15 protein-coding genes are annotated in these 13984 nt (G+C 64.8%); 5 read left to right on the top strand and 10 right to left on the bottom strand.

Annotation, left to right across the window (positions count from 1 at the left end):
* Window positions 1-45 precede the first annotated feature (45 nt).
* Complete coding sequence (locus tag QPK29_RS29170; RefSeq protein ID WP_371771919.1) at window positions 46-1458, bottom strand: hypothetical protein; 1413 nt, start codon at window positions 1456-1458, stop codon at window positions 46-48.
* A 338-nt stretch (window positions 1459-1796) separates the two neighbouring features.
* On the opposite strand from QPK29_RS29170, the gene QPK29_RS29165 reads away from it, so the two are divergent.
* Genes QPK29_RS29165 through QPK29_RS29155 form a run of 3 tightly spaced genes read left to right on the top strand, consistent with a single transcriptional unit; the run spans window position 1797 to window position 6891 of the window.
* The gene (locus QPK29_RS29165; protein WP_371771920.1) at window positions 1797-2561 is read left to right on the top strand and encodes a peptidylprolyl isomerase; all 765 of its coding nucleotides are present in this window, start codon (window positions 1797-1799) and stop codon (window positions 2559-2561) included.
* Between the two features lie 14 nt (window positions 2562-2575).
* On the top strand, window positions 2576-5632 hold the full coding sequence (locus QPK29_RS29160; protein WP_371771964.1) for a peptidase domain-containing ABC transporter: 3057 nt from the start codon (window positions 2576-2578) through the stop codon (window positions 5630-5632).
* 5 nt (window positions 5633-5637) lie between these two features.
* Window positions 5638-6891 carry a sigma-54 interaction domain-containing protein gene (locus QPK29_RS29155; protein WP_371771921.1) on the top strand — a complete coding sequence of 418 codons (1254 nt, stop codon included), beginning with the start codon at window positions 5638-5640 and terminating at the stop codon, window positions 6889-6891.
* A 7-nt stretch (window positions 6892-6898) separates the two neighbouring features.
* On the opposite strand, the gene QPK29_RS29150 is transcribed toward QPK29_RS29155, so the two are convergent.
* From QPK29_RS29150 to QPK29_RS29115, 8 genes are all read right to left on the bottom strand, one after another.
* Window positions 6899-7666, bottom strand: coding sequence for a PP2C family protein-serine/threonine phosphatase (locus QPK29_RS29150; RefSeq protein ID WP_371771922.1), 768 nt, complete (start codon window positions 7664-7666; stop codon window positions 6899-6901).
* Window positions 7666-7995, bottom strand: a complete 330-nt coding sequence (locus tag QPK29_RS29145) for a hypothetical protein (RefSeq protein ID WP_371771923.1) — start codon at window positions 7993-7995, stop codon at window positions 7666-7668. The genes QPK29_RS29150 and QPK29_RS29145 overlap by 1 nt, the downstream gene beginning before the upstream one ends.
* Before the next feature lie 40 nt (window positions 7996-8035).
* Complete coding sequence (locus tag QPK29_RS29140) at window positions 8036-8311, bottom strand: hypothetical protein (RefSeq protein ID WP_371771924.1); 276 nt, start codon at window positions 8309-8311, stop codon at window positions 8036-8038.
* Between the two features lie 18 nt (window positions 8312-8329).
* Entirely contained in the window at window positions 8330-8584 is a 255-nt protein-coding gene (locus QPK29_RS29135; protein WP_036237151.1) for a hypothetical protein, read from the bottom strand.
* A 10-nt stretch (window positions 8585-8594) separates the two neighbouring features.
* Entirely contained in the window at window positions 8595-8870 is a 276-nt protein-coding gene (locus QPK29_RS29130; RefSeq protein ID WP_371771925.1) for a hypothetical protein, read from the bottom strand.
* Window positions 8871-8880: 10 nt separating this feature from the next.
* On the bottom strand, window positions 8881-9150 hold the full coding sequence (locus QPK29_RS29125; protein ID WP_371771926.1) for a hypothetical protein: 270 nt from the start codon (window positions 9148-9150) through the stop codon (window positions 8881-8883).
* A gap of 258 nt (window positions 9151-9408) precedes the next feature.
* Window positions 9409-9588 (bottom strand): hypothetical protein, encoded by a 180-nt coding sequence (locus tag QPK29_RS29120; RefSeq protein ID WP_056133712.1) that lies wholly within the window; start codon window positions 9586-9588, stop codon window positions 9409-9411.
* A 101-nt stretch (window positions 9589-9689) separates the two neighbouring features.
* Window positions 9690-9977: a hypothetical protein gene (locus QPK29_RS29115; protein ID WP_371771927.1), complete on the bottom strand. Its 288-nt coding sequence runs from the start codon at window positions 9975-9977 to the stop codon at window positions 9690-9692.
* Between the two features lie 219 nt (window positions 9978-10196).
* Between QPK29_RS29115 and QPK29_RS29110 the strand changes: the two genes are divergently transcribed.
* A complete protein-coding gene (locus QPK29_RS29110; RefSeq protein ID WP_371771928.1) occupies window positions 10197-12230 on the top strand; it encodes a serine/threonine protein kinase in 2034 nt (677 codons plus the stop codon).
* Window positions 12231-12233: 3 nt separating this feature from the next.
* Here the strand turns inward: QPK29_RS29110 and QPK29_RS29105 are convergent, their stop codons facing one another.
* Window positions 12234-13400 carry a formylglycine-generating enzyme family protein gene (locus tag QPK29_RS29105; RefSeq protein WP_371771929.1) on the bottom strand — a complete coding sequence of 389 codons (1167 nt, stop codon included), beginning with the start codon at window positions 13398-13400 and terminating at the stop codon, window positions 12234-12236.
* 154 nt (window positions 13401-13554) lie between these two features.
* On the opposite strand from QPK29_RS29105, the gene QPK29_RS29100 reads away from it, so the two are divergent.
* Window positions 13555-13974, top strand: a complete 420-nt coding sequence (locus tag QPK29_RS29100; RefSeq protein WP_371771930.1) for a DUF4399 domain-containing protein — start codon at window positions 13555-13557, stop codon at window positions 13972-13974.
* The last annotated feature ends 10 nt before the right edge of the window (window positions 13975-13984 follow it).

Below are 13984 nucleotides of genomic sequence, written 5' to 3'. Positions count from 1 at the left end.
CTTGGTTGCCACCGCCGTGCGGTGGCCATGAATGTCAGTCGAATGTCACTGGAAGTAGATCGGGCCGGTCAGCTTGAACTGGGTCTGGTACTTCGACGCTGCGTTTTTCACCTGCCCGTTCGGCTGTACCGCGGAGAACCGCATCTCGATGACCGGGTAGTTCTGCACTTCGTTCATGATGTCCAGCCCGCTCAGGCCACAGGTCTCGCTGATTGCGAACTGATCCTTGAGGCCGACGCTGTAGTTCGTGGCGGCGGCGGCGGTCGGCTGGACGGTGGCTTTCAGGGCCACGTTGCAAGCCTTGCCGTCCTTCTGGTTGAAGTGACCGAGGAAGAGTTCGACGTTGAACTTGTTGTTGGCCGCGCCGAACCACTCGGGATTTTGCGCAAGGTTGAAATGCAGCGCCGACTGGATCTCGAGCTGCAGGCCTTTCGGCGCGGCGCCCGGCGTGGTGAGGGCGGTTTCCTTGACGCCGGCCCGGTACGTGCCGTCCGGCGACAGGAGATCGGCGTCTGCGAGGCCGGCTGCGAAGAACTGGAACGACGCGCGGCTATACCACCATGCGTCCGGCGGCGCATCGGACGTTGCCGTGAAGGTAAAGCTGTTGTTGGAAACAGCGCGATCGCAACTGTCGCACCACCATTGGTTACCGAAATGGCCAATGAGGCCTTCGTTGGTGTTGTCGGTGTCCTTGTAGCCGGTCAGGAACGTCATCTTGGCCGGCAGTTCGGTGCCGATCGGAATGTTTTTCTGCATGAACTGCGCCATTGCCACCGACATCGAATCTTTCCCCGTCACCAATGCCGGGAGATAGAAGTCATTACCCTCCTGCTCGGCGACGACGGTGCACATCCCGTTGGCGAGCTTGGTCATCGTCGTCCCGCTGACCGAGCACACGTCGGGCGTCTTGCTCGTGAATTTCGCCGGCAGGCCCGAGGTGAAGGTGGCGGACAGCTGCACCGGCTTCGTATCGAGCGGCTGCCAGCCCGGGTTGGGGAACTTGGCGATCATCTGCGGGTTCTTGGGAACGACGAAGATCTGGCGCTGCGAGACCGGCGCGTAGCCGTTGGCACCGGCCTGCGTGGCGGTCACCGAGCACTCGCCCAGTTTCAGCAGCGTCAGCTGATCCCCGCTGACGCTGCAAACGTCCGGCGTGTTCGACGTGAACGTCACGGCGCCGCCGGAACTCGCCGTCGCCTTCAGCGTGGCCGTTGCGGAATTGGGCGGCACGCCGATCAACGCCTCGCCCGAGAACGGGAGCTGAAAACTGATGGTCTGCTCCGCAGCCCCGTCAGTGCCGCCGCCGCCGCCGCCGCCGCAGGCGCTCAGAAGTGCGATGCAGCCGAGTGCAATCGCAGAAACATGGAATTTCATCGCTTCTCTCCTCATGGTGTTGTTCCTCTCTGTCGTATTGATGCGTTTTTCACGAGCCCATGGCTCCGTACCGCGTGAGGACACGCGTCGGGCGAATGCTTCCGAAGGGATGCACTGGACTGGTATCGGGACGGGAATGCCCGGGAGCGCGGGGCTCCAATCGTGCTTCAACCGTTATTGTTCTTTATATATAACGGACATTCTCATGATTTATGATGCCATTGGCAACGGCATGGCCACAATTACAATAACCTTTAAGGCAGGACATGAAATTCACCAGCCGTTGGGTTTTTGCCGATTACACACGGGGAAACACGCGCCGGCTGTGTTGTTGATTTGCAACGCCGAACGACTGCGAACCTAAGCTTTGCCGCGCGCTCTAACACCTGCCCCGGACATCGACCGGACGCAGGAGCGTGACCATGGCAGGCATCGTGCGCATCGACGACGAAGTGATCACGACGGATGACTTCATCCGTACGCTGAAGCTGAACGGACAGTTCGAAGGCCTGGTCGAGCAGATGGTGCGCGACCGCCTCGCGGCGCGCGCCGCGCGGCAGGCCGGCCTCGTGCTCGCGCCCGAGCAGATCCAGGAGCGTGCCGATGCATTCCGCCGCGCGCTGGGCCTGCATCGCGCGGCCGACACCAACCACTATCTCGACGCGCTCGGCGTTTCGCTGGACGAGTTCGAGGCGTACATCACCGACGGCCTGTACCAGGAAAAGATGCTGGAGCAGGTGTGCAGCGAAGCGGCCGTCGCGCAGTATTTCAAGCTCAATTCGCCGCGCTTCGACAGCGTGGAGATCAGCCACGTCGTGCTCGATTCCGAAGGCGCGGCGCGGGAGATGTTGTCGGTGCTGCAGGAGGAGCCGGAGGCATTCGCCGAGATGGCGCGCGAACACGCCGTCGACGAGGGCACGCGCCAGCAGGGCGGCGTCATCGGCAAGGTGTTGCGCGGCTCGCTCAAGGGCGACATCGAGGCGCGCGTGTTCAATGCGCGCGAGGGCGAACTGCTCGGACCGTTTCCATCCCCCGATGGCGCGTGCTGGGAAATTTTTTGCGTCAACGCGAAACACCCGGCCTCGCTCGATGCCGACACGGCCGCCGAGGTACGCCGCCTGCTGCGCGAAGCGTGGCTGGTGGCGCGCGCGCAGGAGCACGTGATCGAAGCGTGTCCAACGCGTTGAGCCTGGCAGTCATCATGGAAACGCCGTCCAGAGCGCCGCCGGCCACGGATTTCCTGGCATCCGTGGAGATCCTGTCGCCGCTCGGGCGCGAGGCGCTGGAACAGCTGGCGGACGCGGTGCAGGTGCGCCATTACGCGTTCGGCGAGACGATCTGCAAGGCGGGCGACCCGGCCGAGGGGCTGTATGTGGTGAAATCCGGTTCCGTGCGCGTGTTCTCCGAAGAGCACGGCAAGGAGCTCAGCATCGGCGTCCGTAAAACCGGCGAGACGTTCGGCGACATCGCCATGCTGCGCGACGCCCACCATGACTTGTCGGCACGTGCATCGCTGAAGACGGAGCTGTGGCTGATCCCGCGCGCGGTGATCGAGCCCGTGCTGGCGCGCAATCCGCAAGCCCTCGATTTCGTCACGAGCTATGTCGCGATCGGTTCCGCCGGCGGCCTCGTGGCGCGCCTGTTCGATTTGCGCGGCAAGGTCGGCAAGGAAGAACTGGAAGAGATGGTGCGCAGCGTGGGCGTCAAGCGCGTCCCGGCCGGCAAGGAAATCCTCAGGCAGGACGGGCGCGACGACCGCCGCCTGTACGTGCTGCGCCAGGGGCAAGTGAAACTGGTCTACCACGACGGCGCCGACGAATTGACGTTGGCCACCCTGCAGGCGGGCGACATGTTCGGCGAGAAGGCGTGTTTGATGCGGCAGGAACAGATGGCGTCGGCCGTGGCGGTATCTGCCGCTACCCTGCTCGTCATCCCCGAAAAGACGGCACACATGATCCTCGAGCGCAACGCGGGCCTGCGCGAAGTGCTGGAAGACCGCATCCGCTTCGTCGAACGGGAGCTGGAGCGGCAAAAGAAGCTGGCCGAGCGCCGCAAGCGGCCGCTGCGGCTGGACCTCGCCGAGCCCGAGTCCGGCGAGCGCGTGATCCGCCGTTTCGCCCTCGTGGAACAGGCGGAGGAAATGGATTGCGGCGCAGCCTGCCTCGCCATGCTGTGCCGCCACCACGGCGTGCAGATCACGCTCGGCAAGCTGCGCGAACTGGCCAACGTCACCACGCAGGGCGCGACCCTGGACAGCCTCGCGCGCGCGGGCGAGACGCTCGGCTTCTCGGCGCGCGGCGTGCAGTGCACCTTCGATGCGTTGCAGGGGTTCGAGTTGCCCTTCATCGTGCACTGGGAGGGCTACCACTACGTGATCGTGTACGGCATCTCGCCGCGCACCATCTGGGTCGCCGATCCGGCGGTGGGTTTCCGCAAGATGTCCGTCGAGGAGTTCGAGCGGGGCTGGAGCGGCACCTGCCTCGTCTTCACGCCCGGCCAGGACATGGCGGCGCAGGCCGCCCTGCGCTCGCCGTGGCTGCGCTTCGTGGGCTATCTGCGGCCGTATCGCAAGATATTGCTGCACCTGTTCCTGGCCACGTTCGTAATCCAGATGCTGGGCATCGTGCCGCCCCTGATCATCCAGAACATTCTCGATGGCGTGATCGTGCACCAGAACGTCAGCCTCCTGCATCTCCTGATTGCCGGGCTCGTCATTTCGAACGTGTTCTCGCAACTGATGGCGACCGTGCGCGCTTACCTTGCCAACTACATGGTGCGCAATCTCGACTTTTCGATGATGGCGGGGTTTTTCAAGCACACGATGTCGCTGCCGTTCTCGTTCTTCGCCAAGCGCAAGACGGGCGACATCGTCGCGCGCTTCCAGGAAAACCAGACGATCCGCGCGTTCCTGACCGAGTCCACCGTCACGACGTTGCTGAACCTCCTGATGGTGTTCATCTATTTTTCCATCCTGTTCGTCTACAACGTCAAGCTGACCTTATTGTTGATCGCGTTCGTCGTCCCGATCATGGCGCTGACGATCCTGACGACGCCGCACATCAAGCAGTACGCACGCGACGTCTTCAACGCGTCCACCGACGCGCACGCCTTCCTGATGGAGGCGCTGGGCGGCGTGGAGACGATCAAGGGCATGGGCAGCGAACGTCCCGTGCGCCTGAAATGGGAAAAGAAATACGTCAAGGCGCTCGACACGCAGTACCGCGCGCAGAAATTCAACATCCTCGTCGGCCTCGCGAGCCAGCTACTGAATGCGGGCACGACGATCGCGATCCTGTGGGCCGGCGCGAGCCTCGTCCTCGACCACGAGCTGACGATCGGCCAGCTGATCGCCTTCAACGCCCTGATGGGCAGCGTGCTGGCGCCGTTGATGGGGCTGGTAGCGCTGTGGAGCCGGCTGGCGGACGCGGGCGTTGCCATGGAACGCCTCGGCGACGTGCTCGACATCGAACCGGAACAAAAGCCCAGCGAGGCGGCCAGCCGCGTCGTGCTGCCCGACCTGCGCGGCGACGTCAAATTCGAGAACGTGTACTTCCGCTATGGCGGCAACGACACGGCCTATGTGCTGGAAAACATCAGCATCGACATCCGCCGCGGAGAACTGATCGCCATCGTCGGCCGCAGCGGCTCGGGCAAGACGACGCTGGCGAAACTGCTGGTCGGCTTTTATGCACCCACGGACGGCAAGATCCTCGTCGACGGTTACGACATGAGCGCGATCGACAAGGATTATTACCGCGCCCAGGTCGGCTACGTCATGCAGAGCAATCTGCTGTTTTCCGGCACCATCGCGGAAAATATTGCGAGCGGCGACGAGAGCCCGGACCGGCGCCGCATCGAGCAGGTCGCGAAGATGGCCGATGCGCACGCCTTCATCAGCAAGATGCCGCTCGGGTACGAGCAGGTGGTGGGCGAGCGCGGCGTCGGGCTGTCCGGCGGCCAGGTGCAGCGCTTATGCATCGCCCGCGCGCTGTACCAGGATCCGCGCCTGCTCGTGTTCGACGAGGCGACGTCGGCACTCGATACGCAGTCCGAAAGCAACATCATCGCGAACATGCACGAGATCCTCGCGGGACGCACGGCCGTGATCATCGCACACCGGCTCAGCACGATCATGCGGGCGGATAAAATCGTCGTGCTGTACGAGGGCGGCATCGTCGAGCAAGGCCGGCACGACGAGCTGCTGGCGGGGCGCGGCATGTATTACGAGCTCGTGCAGAAGCAATTGGCCGCAGCTTGATTATCATGAAACTGTTCAACCAGGATCTGCCGCAGGGCGCATCGTCGATGTCATACGCGGGCTTGCTGGAGCGCCTGGAAATCCTGCGCTCGACCCTGCGCTGGGCCAGCCGCCTGGACCGGCCCGACATCGAAAAGCTGCTGCGCCAGGCGAATGCCGTGCGCGACGAGGTCATGCAACTGTCGCACACGGAGCGTTTCATACAAGCAGTCGGCAGCCAGGCGGCGCCGGAGCAGATCCCGGGCGAGCGCCGCCAGGCCCTGCTCGCGCGCAGCTTCGTGTTCGAAGGCACGTTCGGCGACAACCCACGCCTGCTGGACGCGCTCGAGATCGCGGAAAAGGCGGCGCCGACCGACCTGCCCGTCCTCGTCGACGGCGAAAGCGGTACGGGCAAGGAATTGATGGCCAAGGTGATCCATGCGAACGGCGCGCGCGCCGACAAAGCGTATATCTCCGTCAACTGCGGCGCCATTCCCGAGAGCCTGATCGAATCGGAACTGTTCGGCCACAAGCGCGGCGCCTTCACCGGCGCGGCGACGGACCGCAAGGGCAAGTTCGAAAGCGCGCACAAGGGCACGATCTTCCTGGACGAGATCGGCGAGTTGCCGCTGCAGGGACAAGTGAAATTGCTGCGCGTGCTGCAGTCGCACGAGATCCAGCGCGTGGGCTCGGACGAGACGATCGCCGTCGACGCCCGCATCGTCGCCGCCACCAACAAGAATCTGCGCAAGCTGATTGAACTGGGCCAGTTTCGCGAAGACCTGTTTTATCGGCTCAGCGTGATCCACGTGACCTTGCCGCCGCTGCGCGAGCGCAAGGACGAGATCCCGCTGCTGCTGGCCTATTACGGTGACGAGGCGGCCGAAGCGTTGAAGAGGCGGCCGGTCGCGCTGACGCCGGTCTTGCGCGCCTTCCTGCTCGACTACACCTACCCCGGCAACATCCGCGAATTGCGCAACCTGATGTACCGCCTGGCCTGCCTGGCCGGAGACACGGCGGACATCGCGCACCTGCCCGAGGACATCCGCCCCGTTGCGCCTGCCCGGATCGAGACGGCCTCACCGGACCCGCCGGCCTCGCTGGCTGAAGCCAAGCGCGCGGCCAGCGACGAAGCCGAGCGTGCCTGCCTGGAACGCGGCCTGAAGGACGTCGGCGGCACCGTGGCCGAACTGGCGCGGCGCTGGGACATGAACCGCTCCCACCTGCAGATCCTGCTGAAGAAGCACGGCCTGCATTCGAAGGATTTTCGGCGGCATTAGCCGCCGATCACAAGGAGGGATTGAGAACGGTCTGGTCGGCCTCGACGTCGTCCGCGCGCACGACGATGACGGAGATGTTGTCGCGTCCACCGGCTTCCAGCGCGAGCCGGACGAGCGTATCGGCCGCCTGCGCGCAGTCGCCGCCGGTCAGCGCGCCGAACATGGCCTCCGGGCTGACCGCATTGCTCAGGCCATCGCTGCAGAGCAGGAAGATGTCGCCGTCGCTCACTTGCACCTGCACTTCGTCCAGCTCCAGCGTCGTGGCCGCACCGAGCGCCCGCGTGATCATGGTCGCGCCCGGGTAGGCCGATGCGTCGGCAGGAGACAGGTGGTTCCGCGCTTGCAGTTCCTCGAACTGGTTGTGATCGCGTGTGAGCTGGTGCAGGCTGCCGCCGCGGCATAGATAGATGCGGCTGTCGCCGGCCCAGACACAGACGGCGGTGCGGCCGGATGCCAGCAGCAGGACGAGCGTCGTGCCGATGACGGGCACGTTGCGTGCGGCGGCCTCCGCCACCAGCAAGCCGTTCACTTCGAGCAGGCAGACGCGCGCCGCGGCGACGGCTTGTTGCAGCGCGTCTTCCGGCGGCAGCGCGTCCAGCGCCTCCACCGTCATCCGGCTCGCGATTTCGCCGAACGCATGACCGCCCATGCCGTCGGCGACGGCCCATAATCGCCGCGCCGGCCGGTCCAGCACGGCATCCTCGTTATTCGTGCGCACCAGTCCCGTGTCGGTGCGCGCCGCCGAGGTCCAGCGGAGTTGCAGCGTCTCGCCCATCAGACGTGTCCGTTGTTGGTACTCCGTTCATCCACGCCGACGGTCACCACCGAGTTCGGCGCCGAACTGCTCACGCTGACCGTCTGGAACTGGTTGATCATCTGGTCCGCGTAATTGTTGATCTGGTAAAAATTGATGACAGGTGAAGCGCGTAACTGCTCGGGCAGATAAGCCTGGATCCAGCCGAAGCACCACGCCGCGCCGTCGCCGCCGCGGACACGCGCCATCGCGCGCGCGTCGAGGGTGCGCTCGACGCGAAGGTCATCGATCCTGATGTGCGCCATGTGGGCCTCCTGATTGAAAGACAGCGGCTGGTCGTTTTGGTTCATCGGTTTGGCGGGAACCGTATCAGGTTCCCGCCCTCCCGGGTCAGATCACCGCGATGTTGTTCTGGCCGAACTGGCTCGTGTTGTTGTTCGCGGTCACGCCGTTGACGAAGGCCGATCCGTTCGCGGTCGCGTTGACGACGTTCTGGAACTGGGTCAGGTTCTGCGTCGCGTCCACTGTCGTAGCGTAGGTCGGCGACGGCGACGGCAGCGGGTACCAGGACGTCTGGCTCATGTTGTAGCCACCGCGCACGGCGGCCATGGCGCCGTGGTCGAGTTCGGCGGCGACGGACAGGTCTTTGATGATCAGGGTTTTCATGATGTTCTCCTTAAAAGATTACAGCGGGACGACGGCGTTGTTGGTAGCAAATTGCAGCGGATTCAAGGTCACAGCGGGGGCCGTAAAGCCGTCGCCGATCACACTGTTGTTGAGGACATTGACCTTGATGTCCTGGACCTGGGCGATGCGCTGGTCGAGGTTCAGGTTGACGTTCACGTTCGGCCCAAAGGCCTGGCCACCGCGGATCGCGGACATGGCATGCGTGTCCAGTGCGCGGGTGCGGGTGAGGTCCTGGATGACGATCGACGACATGATGTTCTCCTTAGATGACCAGCAGGTTGTTCTGGCCGAACTGCGACGTGTTGTTATTCGCCGTCACGCCGCTCACGAAGGCCGAGCCGTCGGCCGTCTCGTTGAGCACGCTCTGGATCTGGGCCAGGTTTTGCGTCGCGTTGACGGTTTTCGAATACGTCGGCGACGGCATCGGGTACAGCGAGTACGACGGGCTGCTCGTGCCGTGGCCGCCGCGCACGCTTGCCATTTGCTTGTGATCCAGTTCGCAGCTCTGGGCCAGGTCGTTGATGATCAGGGTTTGCATGACGTTCTCCTTACAGGACGGCGATGTTGTTCTGGCCGAATTGATCGGTGTTGTTGGTGGCGCTGACGCCGGAAATGAAGGCCGAGCCGTTGGCGGTCAGGTTCTTCACGTCCTGGAACTGCATCAGGTTCTGGTTAGCCTTGATGGACGAGTCGTACGACGGGCTGTACATGGTCGACCAGGGCGTGGACGTGGCGCCGTGGCCGCCGCGGATGGCGGTCATGTCGATGTGGCTCAGTTCGCAGGCGGCGGCGAGGTCTTTGATGATCAGGGTTTTCATGTTGATTCTCCTTGCGTCAGTGATTTGGTTGGAAGAGCGTTTGATTTGCGCTCACCAGGGTATGAGCAGAATGCGTGCCAGCCAAAAAAGCCCGTAAAAACAGGTTGTCTGGCTGTTTGGAAGGAGAATCTGGCGGGCACGGACCAACACCGCGCCGTATCTGTTGGATCCAGCCGAACACCGAACCTGAAGGTACAAAAAAACCGCCCGGCTAGCGGGCCGGGCGGCATGGTGATCGTACTAAACGGTTTATATGATTTATCTGGAAGGCGGCTTGCCCGGCTTCGCCTTCGTGCGGAAGTCGACGATCCGCTGCGGTTGCGCGGGCCGCAGCACACCCGCGTAGGAGCGCAGGCGCGAGCCGCCTGAGATCGCCTGCATTGCCTTACGGTCCAGGTCCGTGTTGTCGGACAAGTCCTTGATGGTGATGATTGCCATGTCGTTCTCCTGAATGGGGAATGCCGGCCCGGCCATCGCGAGATGACCGGGCCGGCATGAGTGACAGATTAAATTCGCGTTGGTTCCGCTCAGTGATACATTTAATGAGCAACCACCGCGTTGTTCTGGCCGAACTGGCTCGTGTTGTTGTGCACGGTGACGCCGTCGATGAAGGCCGAGCCGTTCGCGGTCGCGTTCGTCACGTTCTGGAATTGCTGCAGGTTCTGGTCGACGTCGACGGTCGAGTTGTAGCTCGGGAAGTAGGCCGGCATCGGGGACAGCCCATGCGACGGTTGTTGCATCTTGCCGTGACCGCCGCGCACGTGCGCCATCGCGCCGCGGTCCAGTTCGCAGGTGAGTGCCAGGTCTTTGATCGACAGCGTGTTCATCGTGTTCTCCTTGAGTGGATTGGGTTGGTTGGCGAGCCGCTTTCGTCGTGCTCACCCTACTCTTTGCGAGAACCGTGCCAGCACCTTTTGCGCCCATTCGCGACGTTTTATCCGGTATCCGGTGGGTTCGGTCCAACACTGGGAGTGACGCGGTTTGGCCGGGAACAACACATCGTCTGTGCGGTGAATTTGCACACGGCGCACCTGTCAGAGGAAGACATGGACAACCTCGCCGATACCCTTCGCCAGTTCCAGAGCGGCACCCTCGGGCAAGCCGAGATGTTTGCGCGCGTCGACCGCCTGCTGGCCAGTACGCCCGAGAGCGTCTCGAGCCTGCTTAAGACCCTCAACGACGCGCATCGCCGCTCGCCGCTGCCGGCCGAGGTCTATGGCGAAGTCGAGCGCCGCATCGCGCAGGCGATCGAGGCGCGCCAGCGCCAGCGCGAGCGCGTCAGCGACGAAGAAACCTATGTCCAGACGAAACCCCTGCAACCGCCGACGCAGCCCGCGGGCATCGCCGGCCCGCCGGGCGCGGCGGTCGAGCGCATGAAAGGCGTCGGCGACACGCTCAACGGCCGCTTCGTGCTCGAGGAATGCGTCGGCTTCGGCGGCATGGGCACCGTCTACAAGGCGCTCGACCTGCGCAAGCTGGAAGCGTCGGACCGCCATCCCTATATCGCGATCAAGGTGCTGAACGTACAGTTCCAGGGGCATCCCAAATCGCTGATCTCCCTGCAGCGGGAAGCGCGCAAGGCGCAGACGCTGGCCCATCCGAACATCGTGGCCGTGTACGACTTCGACCGCGATGGGGCGATGGTCTACATCACGATGGAATACCTGCAGGGCAAGTCGCTCAGCCAGATGCTGCGCGCGCCCGATTTCCACGTCCTGCCGTTCGACGAGGCGATGAAGATCGTGAGCGGCATGGGCCGGGCGCTCGCCTATGCGCACGAGCGCGGCTTCGTCCACTGCGACTTCAAGCCGGCCAACGTGATCCTGACGGAGACGGGCGGCGTCAAGGTCATCGACTTCGGCATCGCGCGCGTGTTCCAGAAGGCGGAAGAGGACTCGGACGTGACCGTCTTCGATCCCGGCAGCCTCGGCGCCCTGACGCCCGCCTATGCGAGTCCCGAGATGCTGGAAAACCGCGAGCCCGATCCGCGCGACGACATTTATGCGCTCGGCTGCATCACGTATGAATTGCTGACGGGGCGCCACCCGTTCAACCGGCTGTCTGCCCTCCAGGCGCGCGATGCCGGGCTGCGTCCGCAGCGGCCGCCCGGACTCGGCCACAGGCAATGGCGTGCGCTGCGCAATACGCTCGCGTTGCGGCGCGAGCTCCGCACGCCCACCGTCAACGGTTTTTTGAAGGAGATCGGTGCGCGCGACGCGCGGCGCCGGCAGCCGCTGCTGATCGGGGCGGGAACCGCGCTGGCCGCCGCGGCCGCCGCACTGGTCGTGTTCGTCGCGCTGCGCCTGCTGTTGCCGCGGCATGGCACCGCGCCGGCCGCGCAGGGGCCGCCCGCGTCCGTCGCCGCCACGCCGCCGCCCGCACATTCGCCACCCCCTGCGCCTGCGCCGCCGCCGACCCTGGCGGCCATCTCCACCGTGCTGGCCGGCGTGCCGTGCTCGGCGCTCGTGCCCGCCATCGATGGGCGTGTCGTGAGCGTGCAGGGCTATCTTGCGCACAGCGTGGGGCCGGCGCGCCTCAAGACGATGCTGGCGGCATTGCCGGGCGTGACGCGGGTCGAGCTGACCCTGCACGACGTCGACGATGCGAAGTGTCCGTTGATGCGCGTCCTCGGCCGCTACTGGGTCGCGTCGCGCACGGCCGGTGTGTCGCTCCGCCTGAACCCGGGCAGCGGCCGGGGCGGCAACCTGGCGGCAGGCGATACGCTGATGGTCGACGTGACCACGCCGGACTACCAGTCGTACGTGTCGGTCGATTATTTCGCCCTGGACGGCAATGTCGTCCACCTGCTGCCCAATGCGGCCGCGCGCGAAAACCTGGCGCCGCCGCGCTACACGGCCACCATCGGCAGCCTCGGCAACTGGGTGATCGGTCCGCCGTTCGGCACCGACATGCTCGTGCTGGTGACCACGTCCGTGCCGCTGTTCGAAGGGCTGCGTCCGGATGCGGAACCGGGACCGGCGTATCTGCGCGCCCTGGACGAGCGACTTGCCGCGATCGCCAGGGCACATGGCGCGATCGGCGTCGACTTCTTGCAGATCACGACGCACGCGCGCCGCTAGCCATCAATCGAGCGACCGCGCGACCCGGAACCCGTTCTGCGACTGGCGCACGCTGGCGTCGTATTTGAAACGCGTGGTGGACAGCATGTAGCTGCCGTTTTCGCGCCACGAACCGCCACGGATGACGCGCGCCTGGCAGTTACCCTCGACCCAGGCGCTGCCGTCGGCGGGCGCCCCCTTGTACGTGCTGTGCCAGCAATCCTGCACCCATTCCCACACGCTGCCGTTCATGTCGTTCAGGCCGAACGGATTGGCGGGGAAGCTGCCGACCGGCGGCGGGCGTTCCTCGCTCCAGGGCATGCCGCAGCCTGCGCAACTCGAATTCCCGCCTTTCATCTCTTGCCCCCACCAGTAGCGGGTCGTGGTGCCGCCGCGTGCCGCGTATTCCCACTCGGCCTCGGTCGGCAGGCGGTACTGCTTCCCGCTCACCGTGCCCAGCCATTTGAGGTACAGCTGCGCCTCGTCCCAGCTGACGTCGCGCATCGGCAGGTTCTCGGGCACGTTGCCCAGCGACGGCATCGTCGGACACACGCTGGCCCGGACGCACTGGTTCCACTGCCCCACCGTGACCTCGTACTTGCCGATCGCGAACGGCGTGTGCAGCGCCACCTTGTGCGCGGGCCGCTCGGACGGGTCGCTGCTGTTGTTGCCCATCATGAACGGCTGCGGCGACAGCGCGACCATCAACGGGCAGACGTCGCAATCCTTTATCGTGGCAACGGAACCGGCCGGTCCCGCTGCGGGCGCCACTTCACGGCCGCCGTCGACGGGTGCCGGCACCGGGCGTATCTTGTTGTCGGGCGGCCGGGTTGGCTGCGATTGCGGTGGCGGCTTCGGCGCGGTCTTCGTCTGCGGCTGGGTGCCTGCGGGCTTGCTCCCGGCCGGCTTCGCAGGCGCGGGCGCGGGCGCCTGCGGCGGGGCCGCCTTCAGCTGCTGGATGCGCGTGCGCGCCAGGCTGGCGAAGCGTCCCTTCGGATAGGCCTGCAGGTAAGCCTCGTAGTCGCCCACCTGCTTGCTGTCCTTGACGGAATTCCAGAACGCCAGCTCGAACTGCTCGGCGCTGTTCTTGGGCAGGACGCCCGCCACCTGGAACGTCGTGGGCAACCCATGCGCGCGCACGGGCGCGACGGCCGCCAGCGCCATCAGGCTGCACAGGATCAAGAGCCTCATCCACACAGGCCGCCTCCGCAAGTGTCAGGAAACCGCTTAGACCACTGGCCGCCGCGATTGTGCCGGCCGCACGTTTGTTCTGGCACAGGTGCCATGCATCCCGGTTGACGGATGCTGCCGGAACAGCGGCCCGCACGGCGGGCAGGAGAGGACGATGCGCAAAACAATTGCCTTGATACTGAGCGCGGTGGTATTGCAGGCCCTGCCCGTGCTCGCACGCACGCCGTCGCCCGAGAACGCGCAGGTGTATTTCATCTGGCCCAGCGACGGCATGGTCGTCCGTCACGCGTTCTGGGTGCGGATGGGCTTGCGCAACATGGGCGTTGCGCCCAAGGGCACGGACATCGCGAAGACGGGCCACCACCACCTGCTGATCGACACCGACCTGCCCGAGAACATGGACCAGGCCGTGCCGAACGACCGCAACCACCTGCACTTCGGCGCCGGCGAAACGGAGGCGAGAATAGAACTGCCGCCGGGTTCGCATACGCTGCAGCTGCTGTTGGCCGACAAGGATCATATTCCGCACGATCCGCCGGTCTACTCGAAAAAGATTACGGTCACGGTCAAGTGAAACAGGAGCC

Origin of the sequence: Massilia orientalis, from assembly GCF_030411975.2 — a bacterium.
Lineage (GTDB): Bacteria > Pseudomonadota > Gammaproteobacteria > Burkholderiales > Burkholderiaceae_D > Telluria > Telluria orientalis.
Note: the sequence above shows the minus strand (reverse complement) of the source record. Positions and strands in the feature narration are given on the sequence as shown.

Coding starts and splice junctions, on each gene's coding strand:
- QPK29_RS29165 (WP_371771920.1), top strand. CDS start 1,797: ATGGCAGGCATCGTGCGCATCGACGACGAAGTGATCACGACGGATGAC.
- QPK29_RS29160 (WP_371771964.1), top strand. CDS start 2,576: ATGGAAACGCCGTCCAGAGCGCCGCCGGCCACGGATTTCCTGGCATCC.
- QPK29_RS29155 (WP_371771921.1), top strand. CDS start 5,638: ATGAAACTGTTCAACCAGGATCTGCCGCAGGGCGCATCGTCGATGTCA.
- QPK29_RS29150 (WP_371771922.1), bottom strand. CDS start 7,666: ATGGGCGAGACGCTGCAACTCCGCTGGACCTCGGCGGCGCGCACCGAC.
- QPK29_RS29145 (WP_371771923.1), bottom strand. CDS start 7,995: ATGAACCAAAACGACCAGCCGCTGTCTTTCAATCAGGAGGCCCACATG.
- QPK29_RS29140 (WP_371771924.1), bottom strand. CDS start 8,311: ATGAAAACCCTGATCATCAAAGACCTGTCCGTCGCCGCCGAACTCGAC.
- QPK29_RS29135 (WP_036237151.1), bottom strand. CDS start 8,584: ATGTCGTCGATCGTCATCCAGGACCTCACCCGCACCCGCGCACTGGAC.
- QPK29_RS29130 (WP_371771925.1), bottom strand. CDS start 8,870: ATGCAAACCCTGATCATCAACGACCTGGCCCAGAGCTGCGAACTGGAT.
- QPK29_RS29125 (WP_371771926.1), bottom strand. CDS start 9,150: ATGAAAACCCTGATCATCAAAGACCTCGCCGCCGCCTGCGAACTGAGC.
- QPK29_RS29120 (WP_056133712.1), bottom strand. CDS start 9,588: ATGGCAATCATCACCATCAAGGACTTGTCCGACAACACGGACCTGGAC.
- QPK29_RS29115 (WP_371771927.1), bottom strand. CDS start 9,977: ATGAACACGCTGTCGATCAAAGACCTGGCACTCACCTGCGAACTGGAC.
- QPK29_RS29110 (WP_371771928.1), top strand. CDS start 10,197: ATGGACAACCTCGCCGATACCCTTCGCCAGTTCCAGAGCGGCACCCTC.
- QPK29_RS29105 (WP_371771929.1), bottom strand. CDS start 13,400: ATGAGGCTCTTGATCCTGTGCAGCCTGATGGCGCTGGCGGCCGTCGCG.
- QPK29_RS29100 (WP_371771930.1), top strand. CDS start 13,555: ATGCGCAAAACAATTGCCTTGATACTGAGCGCGGTGGTATTGCAGGCC.